Below are 10,936 nucleotides of genomic sequence, written 5' to 3'. Positions count from 1 at the left end.
TCCCCCGGTCCGGCGAGCCGTTGGACAGGCCGGGCGGGTCAGGCGGTCCAGGCCGCGGGGTGCCGTCGCTGCCAGCGGAGACGACGCTCGAGCTGGGCACCGATCGCGAGCAGGACCCGCTCGCCCCCGGGCCGCCCGATCAGCTGGACCCCCATCGGCAACTCGCCGCCGTCCGGGTGGTCGTCCGCCGTGACACCGACGGGCAGGGTGATCGCCGGGAGGCCCGACACGTTCGCCATCGAGGTCCACGGCGAGTAGGCGCACTGCCGCCGGAAGTCCTCCTCCGGATCGTCGCCGTACCAGCCGAGCGGCCGCGGCGTCAGCGCCAGCGTCGGGGTGAGCACGGCGTCGAAGCGGTCGAACGCCCTGATGAGCGCGACGGAGAAGGCGTCGAGCGCCGTCATCGCGTCGAGCACCCGGGTACCGGTCAGCCGCTGCCCGCGCTCGACGAGCCACGCCACGAGCGGTGTCAGCTGCGCGAGGTCGATCCCCGGCACGGTCGGGAGGCGTGCTGCGCTCGACTCCCACGCCACCCGGAACGCCTCGGCGTAGGGAGCGCGCGGCATGCGGACGTCCTCGACCCCGTGCCCGACCTCACCGAGAGCGCGGACCGCGGTCTCGACGGCTGACCGCGCCGCCGGGTCGACGATGACGTCGACGGTGTCGTCCCACGGGGAGCCCTCGAGCACCCCGACGACGAAGCGTCCCTCGCCCCGGACGGCGGCGGCGGTGAACGGGCCGTCCCCGACGTCGGGCGTGACGAGCGCGTACGGTTCCGGCTCGTCGAGCCCGGTCGGACGGACGAGCGCGTCGAGCAGCATGCCGGCATCCGCCACCGACCGGGTCAGCGGTCCGGCGACCGAGAGGCCGCCCACGCCGGACCGGCCGGGCATCGCGGGGACGCGTCCGCGGCTCGGCTTCAGACCGACGAGGCCCGTGGCCGCGGCGGGGATCCGCACCGAGCCTCCGCCGTCGGTGCCGATCGCGGCGGGGAGCAGCCCGGCAGCGACGGCGACCGCGGCCCCGCTCGAGCTGCCGCCGGGCGCGCGCTGCGTGTCGTACGGGTTGCGGGTGGTACCGAACCGGGTCTCGGACGACGAGGACATCCCGAACTCGGGCGAGGCCGTCTTGCCGAGGCTGATGCTGCCGGCAGCGTCGGCAGCGGCGACCAGCGGGTGGTCCGCCGGCGCTGCGCGCTCGGGCAGGCTGGCCGTGCCGTTGCGGGTCACGACACCGGCCCGGTCGTACAGGTCCTTGTCGCCGGCCGGGAGGCCCCACAGCGGACGCGACGTCGGCACCCGCTCGCCGAGGTGGTCGGCGCGATCGCGAGCGGACTCCGCGGTCACGGTCACGAAGGCACCGAGCCCCGGCCCGTCCGCTCCCGCCGGGTCGAGCCGCGCGATGCGCGCCAGGTAGTGGTCGACGGCCTCGCGCGCGGTCACCTCACCACGACGGATCCAGTCCCAGAGGTCCTGCGCGGAGAGGTGGTGGAGTTCGAACACGCGGCCAGCCTAGGCGGGACCGCACGAGTACCGAGGCGTCGACGGCGGCCTGTGGACTGATCCGGAATCCCACAGGGTGGCGGCGAGTTGTCCCCCGCAACGACGACGAAAGGTGTCCCCATGTCGATGACCGTCCTGCTCGAGGTCCAGCTCCGCGACGACCTGCCCGCCGGTACCGTCGAGGCGGCGATCCGGGAGACGCTCGCACAGACGCGCGCGTTCGACGGGAACGAGTCGCTCGAGGTGATCGTGGAGGACACCGACCCGCAGCACGTCGTCGTCGTGGAGCGCTGGGCGAGCACGGCTCACCACCAGGCCTACGTCGCGTGGCGCGGGACGCCGGAGGGAGCCGCGAAGGCGCTCGCGGCGGTCATCGCTGAACCGCCGGTCACGCGGACGTTCGACCGCACGATCAGCCTCGGCTGACACCGACGCCGACACCGACACGCGTCCCGCACCGTGGGCGTCTCAGCCGCGCTTCCGGCGGTACCGGACGTGCGTGGTGAGGCGGGAGTGCAGCACCTCGACCGGTTCGAACCCGAAAGTCTGCGACCCGTCGAAGATCCGTTCACCGCTCCCGAGCAGGACGGGGGCGATGTCGAGGATGAGCTCGTCGACCACGTCCGCTGCGAGGGCCTGGCGGACGGCGGACGCTCCCCCGGCGATGTCGACCCCGGCTCCGTCGGCCGCGTCGAGCGCCCGCGCGTAGGCGGCGTCGAAACCGTCGGTCACGAAGTGGAAGACCGTACCGCCGTGCAGCTCGATCGGCGGGTGCTCGTGGTGGGTGAGCACGAAGACCGGCGCGTGGTACGGCGGTTCCGGTCCCCACCAGCCGTCCCACGGTTCGTCCCAGGCACCGCGGACCGGGCCGAACATGTTGCGCCCCATCACGTACGCGCCCCGCGGCCGCATCAGCCACCGAGCGGCGGTCCGGTCCGCGTCACCGACCTCGACGCCGGGCATGTGCCACGTGTGCAGCTCCCCGCCCCGGACGCCGAGCGGATGGTCACGACCCTGGTCCGGACCTGCGACGAAGCCGTCGAGCGACATCGACATGTGGCAGGTGGTGTCCCCGGTGCTCGCGTCCGCCGCCATGGGGTCCTCCTCGTCCTCGTGGTGGCACGATCATGGCAGATCGAGCGCTTCCGGGATGGGACGATTGCTCCATGACCGCCACCCTCGTCGCCAAGGACCTCGCCGGCGGGTACGCCGCCCGGACGCTGTTCGAGGGGGTCGACCTCACTGTGGCGCCCGGCGACGTGATCGGCGTCGTCGGGGTGAACGGCGCCGGGAAGTCGACGCTGCTCCGACTGCTGGCCGGCGTCGACGAACCCCTCGCGGGGACGGTGTCCACCGCGCCCGCGGACGCGTTCGTCGGATGGCTGCCGCAGGAGCACGACCGGATCCAGGGCGAGACGGTCGCGGCGTACGTCGCGCGGCGGACGGGCTGCACGGCAGCGACGGTCGCCATGGACACAGCGGCGGAGGCCCTCGGCGCTCCGGACGCGGGTGACGCCGCGGCGGACGCGTACTCCGTCGCACTCGAACGCTGGCTGGCGTCCGGGGCCGCGGACCTCGAGGAGCGACTCCCCGCGGTCCTCGCCGAACTGGGACTCGAACGCGCGGACGGCGCACTCGGCGTCGGTCCGGAGTCGCTCATGACCGCGCTGTCCGGCGGGCAGGCGGCGCGGGTGGGCCTCGCTGCGCTGCTGCTCTCGCGGTTCGACGTCGTGCTGCTCGACGAACCCACGAACGACCTCGACCTCGACGGTCTCGCCCGACTGGAGCAGTTCGTGCAGGGCTTGCGCGGCGGGGTCGTCCTCGTCAGCCACGACCGCGAGTTCCTCGCCCGGTCCGTCACCGCGGTCCTCGAACTCGACCTGGCGCAGTCCTCGAACCGGCTCTTCGGCGGCGGCTACGACTCGTACCTCGAAGAACGCGCTATCGCCCGGCAGCACAAGCGCGACGCGTACGACGAGTACGCCGCGACCAAGGCGGACCTCGTCTCCCGTGCCCGGACCCAGCGGGAGTGGTCGAGCCAGGGCGTCCGCAACGCGATGCGGAAGAACCCCGACAACGACAAGATCCGGCGCCGCGCGGCGAGCGAGTCGAGTGAGAAGCAGGCGCAGAAGGTCCGGCAGATGGAGTCGCGGATCGCGCGGCTCGAAGAGGTCGAGGAGCCGCGCAAGGAGTGGCGGCTCGAGTTCACCATCGGCCAGGCACCTCGGTCGTCGGCCGTCGTGGCGACCCTCGCGGACGCCACCTTCACGCAGGGCGGGTTCACCCTCGGGCCGGTGTCGCTGCAGGTCGACGGCGGGGACCGGATCGGCATCACCGGCCCGAACGGCGCCGGCAAGTCGACGCTGCTCCGCGCCCTGCTCGGTCGACAGGCACCGACGACCGGCTCGGCGTCACTCGGGTCGAGCGTCGCGATCGGGGAGGTCGACCAGGCACGCGCGGCGTTCTCGGGGCCCGAACCGCTCGCCGCGGCCTTCGAGGCGCTCGTGCCGGAGTACGCCACCGCAGACGTCCGTACCCTGCTCGCGAAGTTCGGCCTCAAGGCGGACCACGTCGGACGGGCCTCGGCCGACCTGTCGCCGGGCGAGCGCACCCGTGCGGGCCTGGCGCTCCTGCAGGCCCGCGGCGTCAACGTCCTCGTGCTCGACGAGCCGACGAACCACCTCGACCTCGCCGCGATCGAGCAGCTCGAGCAGGCGCTCGACTCGTACGACGGCACGCTGCTGCTCGTGACCCACGACCGGCGGATGCTCGAGACCGTCCGGCTCGACCGCCACTGGCACGTGGAGGACGGGCGCGTCACCGAGCGCTGAACACCCGAGCGTCGTCCGCGGCGGACGGGAAGGTCAGGCCGTCGGGACGCGTGGGCTCCGCCGTCGGGCTCGGCACCGCGCACCCACGAGCCGAGGGCCGGTCGGACCTCGACGGACCCGCCCTGCACCGTCGCGGGGCTCGAGCGGGCGAACGCGACCCCGGTGTCGAGATCGGGCGCCTCGATCACTCCCATGCCGTCGCGCGCACCGGCGCCGGCCGCGCCCGGAGCCGGTCCGTCGCGCCCGCGACGAGGCCGGACACGGATCCAGTCCCGAGCCGACGGGACGGGCACGACCGAGCGCAGGGTGCGGGCTTGGGTGGCAACACGTGGCAACGCGGGGCGACCCCTTGCACCGCGGCAGCGACGTCGCGATCATGTTGACGTTGCCATCGGGGGCAACGACGACAGGAGGGGGCGGATCGATGGGGATTCGCAACACCAGGCCCGGTTCGACGGGCACCACCAAGCGAGGACTGACGACGCGAGCGGCACTCGCCGCGGTCGGCGTGGCCGTGACGGCAGCACTCGGCGTCGCCGGTCTGACGGCCGCGCCGGCCACAGCGGCCCAAGCGGCGTCGAGGTCGACCGCACCAGCGGCATCGACGTCGCCGGTGCGCTCCACGGACGGTGCGTTCCACCCGGGCGAGCCGTGGCTCGACGACCAGGGGCAGCCGATCCGGGGGCACGGCGGCCAGGTCGTCACCGCCGAGGACGCGTCCGGGAGGACGATCTACTACTGGTACGGCGAGGACCGGGTCAACGGCTACAGCGACACCCGCGGCGTGCACGTGTACTCGTCGTACGACCTGTACGACTGGAAGGACGACGGGCTGGCGCTCCGCACCATGACGAGCCGTTCGGACTTCGACGCCCCGTACTTCTCGGCGCTGTACGGCGGCTACGACCAGACCCAGCGGGACGCCGTGTACCGCGACCTCGGGGTCACGGCTCCGAGCTCGACCCGTCCGGGTGCGATCCTCGAACGACCGAAGGTGATCCACAACGCACGGACCGGACAGTGGGTCATGTGGGTCCACGCCGACGGCCCCACCGCGACCTCGGACGCGCAGTACGCGAAGGCACAGGCGGGCGTGGCCGTCTCCGACTCCCCGACGGGGCCGTTCCGGTACGTCGACTCGTACCGCCTCGACCACGTGGCCGCCGACGACCCGACGAACCACCAGCCGGACTCCCCGGGCATGGCGCGGGACATGAACCTCTTCGTCGACGATGACGGCACCGCCTACATCGTGTACGCGAGCGAGGAGAACCTGACGCTGTACATCTCGAAGCTCGACGACGACTACACCGGCCTGTCCACGGACCCCGCGGAAGCGGTCGAGGGCGTCGACTTCCGTCGCCCGCAGCCGTGGATCGGCGGGCAGCGCGAAGCGCCCGCCATCACCAAGGTCGGCGGTACGTACTACCTCGTGACGTCCGGCGCGACCGGATGGGCACCGAACGCCGCCGCCTACGCCACCGCGACGAACATCCTCGGGACGTGGACCGCGCACGGCAACCCGGCCACCGGAACCGATGCGGGCACCACCTGCGACTCGCAGAGCACGTCCCTGCTGAACCTCGGCGACGGTCGCGTCGTGTACCTCGGAGACCGGTGGAACAACGCCGAGGACCTCCGCACCGCTCCGTCCGTGTGGTTGCCCGTGACCTTCGGCGAGGGCGGCTCGATGTCGTTCTCGTGCGACACCGGCACCTGGAGCCTCACCGACCTGCACCCCTACTCCCCCTGGACGGTCACGACCACCGTGCCCGGTCAGGTCTCGCTCGGCGACACCGGCGCGCTCCCGAAGCGGGTCAGCGTCCGAGAGGGCGCCACCGGCACGACCCACCGCGTCACCTGGACGACCGCGCCGCTCCGGACCGCCGGCGAGCAGACCGTGACCGGCACGCTCGACGACGGACGGACGTTCACGCGGCTGGTGACGGTGCTGCCGAAGCGCCTGGTGTACTTCATCGACGCGGGTGGCCAGGCAACGGCGGACCACACCGCCGACCTCGCGTTCCTGCAGCGTCGCGGCGACCGGCTGCGCAACTCGGTGGCCGACCAGCGTTTCGGCGCCGATCCGTCGCACGGGACGCACTGGGGGTACTTCGGCACCACGGGCGGGACCAGCGGCACGTCGGGCGGTTCGATCACGAGCACCGTGCGCTGGCAGGCTGACGCGACCGACCTCGAGTACGCCCTCGGTGGCCTCGGGAAGGGGCGCTACCGGGTCGACGTGGGGTTCTGGGACCCGTGGACGAAGAGCGCTCCGGGTCGTGCTGCGGCCGTGCACGTCAACGGGACCTCCGTCGCGACCCACCAGCCGATCGACGGCACCTTCCGCACCCTGACGTCGACCACGCGCGTCGGCAAGGACGGCATCGTCGACCTCCGGATCTCACCCGCGACGAAGTACGGCATCCAGGTGAGCTGGGTCATGGTCTCGAAGGCCTGAACACCCGACCACGGCGCGCCCCTCCCTGATCCGGAGGGGCGTGCCGTGGGATCGGCGCACCGGGGAGTCAGCGCACCGCGAGCCCGAGCCGCTCGACCACCTCGTCGGCCTCCTCGTCCGGGGTGCGGTCCGCCGCCACGGTGATGTGCGCCTCGTCCGGGCCGGGGACCTCCAGCGTCGCGAGCTGCGAGGCGAGGAGGGACGTCGGCATGAAGTGCCCGGTCCGCTGCGCCATCCGGCCGCCGATCAGGTCCGCGCTCCCCGCGACGTGCACGAACACCACACCCGGCGCGCGGAGCACGTCTCGGTAGGAGCGCTTCAGCGCCGAGCAGGTCACGACGCCGGGCGTCCCGGACCCGAGGTGCTCCCGGACCCAGCCGCCGACGACCTCGAGCCACGGCCAGCGGTCCTCGTCGGTGAGCGGTGTCCCCGCGTGCATCTTGTCGACGTTCGCCTGCGGGTGCATCGCGTCGCCCTCGGCGAAGTCCCACCCGAGCCGCTCCGCCACGGTCGCGGCGACGGTGGACTTCCCGGAGCCCGAGACGCCCATGACGACCAACACGCGGGCGTCGAGCACACCCTCGGAGCCGGCCCCGGTCACAGGAACACCCCCGCGAGCAGGACCCCGAGCAGGCCGAACACCGAGATGAGGCACTCGAGCACCGTCCAGGTCTTGAACGTCTGTCCCACGGTCGTGCCGAGGTAGCCCTTCACGAGCCAGAACCCGGCGTCGTTCACGTGCGAGAGGAAGACCGAGCCGGCACCGATCGCCAGCACGAGCAGCGAGGTCATCGGCTGCGACAGGTCGTGCGCGATGGGCGCCATGATCCCGGCGGCGGTGACCGTGGCGACGGTCGCCGACCCGGTGGCGACCCGGACGAGTGCCGACACCACCCAGGCGACGAGCAGCACCGAGATCCCGGAGTCCTTCACGGCGTCGGCGATCACCCCGCCGATCCCGGTGTCGATGAGCACCTGCTTGAACCCGCCGCCGGCGCCGACGATGAGCAGCACGCCGGCGACCGGCGGGAGGGCGCTCTCGAGCGATCGCGACACGGCCGTCCGGTCCATGCCGCCACCGATCGCGAAGAACACCATCGCGAAGACGGCGGCGATGCCGATGGCGATCATCGGCGTCCCGAGGAAGTCGAGCACGCTGACCCACGACCCGGCGGCGTCGGGCGCGACGGCCTCGCGGATCGCCTGCGCGAGCATGAGGACGACCGGCAGCAGGATGCCGACGAGCGCGGTGGTGAACGACGGGCTGCGCGGTTCGCTGATGACGCGCGTGAAGTCGCTCTTGCCGTGGGGCAGGGACGCGGTGTCCTGCGTGGCGGGGCCGCGCCGCGCCTCCCGTCCGGCCGAGGCGGGGTCGTCGTGACCGCCGGCCGGTCCGCGCGAGCCGAACAGGTCGGGAGCCGGGATGTCGACCCAGCGCGCGGCGAATCGCGCGAAGACCGGACCGGCGAGCACGATCACGGGGATCGCGAGGACGATGCCGAAGGCGAGGGTCGTACCGAGGTTCGCGCCCACCGTCGAGATCGCGACGAGCGGGCCGGGGTGCGGCGGGACGAACGCGTGCATGGTGGAGAGACCGACGAGCGCCGGCACCGCGATCTTCATGATCGGGACGTCGCTCCGCTTCGCCACGAGGACGATGATCGGGATGAGGAGGACGAGGCCGACCTCGAAGAACATCGGCAACCCGATGAGCGCTCCGATCAGCGCCATCGTCCACGGCAGCGCGGCCTTCGACGAGCGGCGGACGAGGGTGTCGACGACGCGGTCGGCCGCCCCCGAGTCGACGAGCAGCTTGCCGAACATCGACCCGAGACCGACGAGGATGCCGACGCTCGTCATCGTGGCGCCGAACCCGTTGCCGAAGCTCGTGACGGCCTTGTCCGGTGCGAGGCCGGCACCGATGCCGACACCGAGCGCGCCGATCGTCAGCGCGATGAACGGGTGGACCTTGAGCCACGTGATCAAGGCGATGATGACGACGATGCCGATCAGCGCGGCGACGATCAGTTGCACGACCGGCCCGGACGGGTCGACGGTCGGCGCTGCACCCCCCTCTGCTGCGAGGACGGTCGTGTGGGCGGTGGCCGCCGTGAGCGCGTGAGGCATCTGCGCCCCTTCCTGGAGTCGCATCCGCGGGACTCCGTCGCTTCGTGTCCTGATCCGAGCGCGCGTCGACGCGCTTCAGAATAATCTGATTAATCAGACTATACGATGATCCGCAGCGCGGCACCCGCCCTCCGGCGCAGTCTGCCGCTTCGATGGACCAGACGTCACGACCCCGCGTGACGCGTACTGCACGGAGGAACGATGTCGACCGGCCGCGGACTGCACGGAGGAACGATGTCGACCGCCCGCGGACTGCACGCCCAGGTGCTCGACACGCTCGGGCAGCGCATCGTCGACGGGGACCTCGCCCAGGGGACGGTGATCCGGCCCGAGCTCGTCGCGGAGGAGTTCGCCGTCTCGCGCTCGGTCGTCCGCGAGGCGCTCCGGGTCCTCCAGTCGCTCGGCCTCGTCGAGCCCCGGCAACGGGTCGGCACGCAGGTCCTCGGCATCGGGTCGTGGGAGCTGCTCGCGCCGACGGTCATCCGGTGGCGTGGGGCGTCCCCCGCGTACTTCGTGCAGCAGCGGGAACTCCTCGAGCTCCGGCTCGGGGTCGAGCCCGTCGCAGCGTCGCTCGCCGCCCGCGCGGTGTCGACCGCCGGTGCCGAGGCCGTCACGGCAGCAGCGGAGGACATGCTCGCCGCGTGCGACCGTGACGACAGCCGCGCCTACCTCGAGGCCGACGTGCGCTTCCACCGGGCCCTGCTCGAGGCCTCCGGCAACGCCGTGTTCACCCACTTCGCGGGCACGGTCGAGGCGCTCCTCCGGACCCGGACCTCGGAGTCGCGTGACACGATCACGCGGTGGACCCGGGACGCCGCGGCACGGCACGACGCGGTCGCACGGGCGCTGGTCCGCGGGGACGGGGACGCCGCGGCGGCGGCGGCCGCCGAGCTCGTGCGGGTGACACGCGACGAGTTCATCGCGGAGGCGCCGGCAGGCTGAGGTCGCGACCGGGGCCGGTCACCGGTGGTCGCACGACGTGCCGTCCCTCGGCGCCACCGGCGACACGGTCCGCGACCAGGCCGGGGCGCGTCAGCGCGTGGTGACCCCACCCCGGACGGGAGGCGCGGTGCCGGCCCGCCACGGGCCTCCCGGCCGTGACGTGCGTGCGTGGTGTCCGGTGGTCGCGCGATCTGGCGCGCGAGTGGGGCGTCGGTCGCACGACCTGCCGCGCGAGGGACATGTCGGTCGCAGGACGTGTCGTCGGCGCCGTCGCGCGGCGACGACCTCCGCGACCCGACGAGGGATCAGCGCGAGGCGCGCCCTCGTGCGAAGAGCCGCGGGCCGCGCAGGCGGAGCCGCATCGTCACCGTACCGAGCCACCGGTCGTACTTGTAGCCGACCTTGCCCATGCGGCCGACCTCCTCGAAGCCGAGGCGTTCGTGCAGGCGGATCGACGCCTCGGCCTGGCGATCGGCGATCACCGCGACGACCTCCCGGACGCCGGCCGCACGACAGTCGTCGATCAGGGCCTCCATCAGCGCGCGGCCGAGCCCCTTCCCGCCGGCGGCAGCACCGAGGTAGATGCTGTCCTCGACGGTGTGGTTCGACCGGTCTCGCGGGTTCCACGGGTCCACGAGCGCGTACCCGAGCACCTGCCCCGAGGGGTTCTCGGCGACGAGGAACGGCAAGCCGCGCCGGCGGATCTCGTCGTAGCGCTGCTTCCACGCGGCGAACGTGAATGCCGACGGGTCGAAGGTCACCGAGGAGTTCCGGACGTAGTGCGTGTGGATCTCGCGTACGTCGGGCAGGTCCCGCGGTTCGGCGGCGCGGATCGAGTACGTGAACGCCGCCTCCTGCGGGACGGGCGCGCGCAGGTGTCGCGGCAGGACCCGCCGTCGCTGGTATTCCTCCTCGAGCACGGGTCGAGCCTACGGGGCGACGCACCGGGTGGGCGGGGCACGACGCGCGGTGGGGTCTCGCGTTGAGCGCCCCGAGTCTCGGGCCCGGCGCCGCGAGTCTCGCGCCTGGCGACCGATCTCGTGGTCCGGGCCGCGAGAACCGTCGCTCAGCCC

At 72.8% G+C, this 10,936-nt stretch carries 9 protein-coding genes; 4 read left to right on the top strand and 5 right to left on the bottom strand.

Annotated features, from left to right (window positions below; translation table 11 throughout):
• Nucleotides 1–38: 38 nt before the first annotated feature.
• Complete coding sequence (locus IEY20_RS00745) at nucleotides 39–1,502, bottom strand: amidase (protein WP_175329090.1); 1,464 nt, start codon at nucleotides 1,500–1,502, stop codon at nucleotides 39–41.
• Between the two features lie 120 nt (nucleotides 1,503–1,622).
• Between IEY20_RS00745 and IEY20_RS00740 the strand changes: the two genes are divergently transcribed.
• Nucleotides 1,623–1,928 carry a putative quinol monooxygenase gene (locus IEY20_RS00740; protein WP_175329089.1) on the top strand — a complete coding sequence of 102 codons (306 nt, stop codon included), beginning with the start codon at nucleotides 1,623–1,625 and terminating at the stop codon, nucleotides 1,926–1,928.
• A 42-nt stretch (nucleotides 1,929–1,970) separates the two neighbouring features.
• Here IEY20_RS00740 and IEY20_RS00735 read toward each other — a convergent pair whose 3' ends face one another.
• Nucleotides 1,971–2,597 carry a dihydrofolate reductase family protein gene (locus IEY20_RS00735; RefSeq protein ID WP_175329088.1) on the bottom strand — a complete coding sequence of 209 codons (627 nt, stop codon included), beginning with the start codon at nucleotides 2,595–2,597 and terminating at the stop codon, nucleotides 1,971–1,973.
• A gap of 71 nt (nucleotides 2,598–2,668) precedes the next feature.
• Between IEY20_RS00735 and IEY20_RS00730 the strand changes: the two genes are divergently transcribed.
• Both IEY20_RS00730 and IEY20_RS00725 read left to right on the top strand, forming a co-directional pair.
• Nucleotides 2,669–4,333, top strand: a complete 1,665-nt coding sequence (locus IEY20_RS00730; RefSeq protein WP_022902208.1) for an ABC-F family ATP-binding cassette domain-containing protein — start codon at nucleotides 2,669–2,671, stop codon at nucleotides 4,331–4,333.
• Nucleotides 4,334–4,757: 424 nt separating this feature from the next.
• Complete coding sequence (locus IEY20_RS00725; protein WP_175329087.1) at nucleotides 4,758–6,794, top strand: glycoside hydrolase family 43 protein; 2,037 nt, start codon at nucleotides 4,758–4,760, stop codon at nucleotides 6,792–6,794.
• Between the two features lie 67 nt (nucleotides 6,795–6,861).
• Here the strand turns inward: IEY20_RS00725 and IEY20_RS00720 are convergent, their stop codons facing one another.
• Entirely contained in the window at nucleotides 6,862–7,344 is a 483-nt protein-coding gene (locus IEY20_RS00720) for a gluconokinase (RefSeq protein ID WP_083881886.1), read from the bottom strand.
• A 47-nt stretch (nucleotides 7,345–7,391) separates the two neighbouring features.
• Nucleotides 7,392–8,921, bottom strand: coding sequence for a GntP family permease (locus tag IEY20_RS00715; protein ID WP_229727779.1), 1,530 nt, complete (start codon nucleotides 8,919–8,921; stop codon nucleotides 7,392–7,394).
• 234 nt (nucleotides 8,922–9,155) lie between these two features.
• Between IEY20_RS00715 and IEY20_RS00710 the strand changes: the two genes are divergently transcribed.
• A complete protein-coding gene (locus IEY20_RS00710; protein WP_175329086.1) occupies nucleotides 9,156–9,863 on the top strand; it encodes a FadR/GntR family transcriptional regulator in 708 nt (235 codons plus the stop codon).
• A 305-nt stretch (nucleotides 9,864–10,168) separates the two neighbouring features.
• Here IEY20_RS00710 and IEY20_RS00705 read toward each other — a convergent pair whose 3' ends face one another.
• Complete coding sequence (locus IEY20_RS00705; protein WP_175329085.1) at nucleotides 10,169–10,783, bottom strand: GNAT family N-acetyltransferase; 615 nt, start codon at nucleotides 10,781–10,783, stop codon at nucleotides 10,169–10,171.
• Nucleotides 10,784–10,936 lie beyond the last annotated feature (153 nt).

Origin of the sequence: Curtobacterium luteum (genome assembly GCF_014646995.1) — a bacterium.
Lineage (GTDB): Bacteria > Actinomycetota > Actinomycetes > Actinomycetales > Microbacteriaceae > Curtobacterium > Curtobacterium luteum.
This window is presented reverse-complemented; position numbering and strand designations above follow the sequence as displayed.

What these genes read in the sequence shown, in the direction of transcription:
- IEY20_RS00725 (WP_175329087.1), top strand. Translation starts at nt 4,758, where the DNA reads ATGGGGATTCGCAACACCAGGCCCGGTTCGACGGGCACCACCAAGCGA.
- IEY20_RS00730 (WP_022902208.1), top strand. Translation starts at nt 2,669, where the DNA reads ATGACCGCCACCCTCGTCGCCAAGGACCTCGCCGGCGGGTACGCCGCC.
- IEY20_RS00710 (WP_175329086.1), top strand. Translation starts at nt 9,156, where the DNA reads ATGTCGACCGCCCGCGGACTGCACGCCCAGGTGCTCGACACGCTCGGG.
- IEY20_RS00720 (WP_083881886.1), bottom strand. Translation starts at nt 7,344, where the DNA reads ATGGGCGTCTCGGGCTCCGGGAAGTCCACCGTCGCCGCGACCGTGGCG.
- IEY20_RS00740 (WP_175329089.1), top strand. Translation starts at nt 1,623, where the DNA reads ATGTCGATGACCGTCCTGCTCGAGGTCCAGCTCCGCGACGACCTGCCC.
- IEY20_RS00735 (WP_175329088.1), bottom strand. Translation starts at nt 2,597, where the DNA reads ATGGCGGCGGACGCGAGCACCGGGGACACCACCTGCCACATGTCGATG.
- IEY20_RS00715 (WP_229727779.1), bottom strand. Translation starts at nt 8,921, where the DNA reads ATGCCTCACGCGCTCACGGCGGCCACCGCCCACACGACCGTCCTCGCA.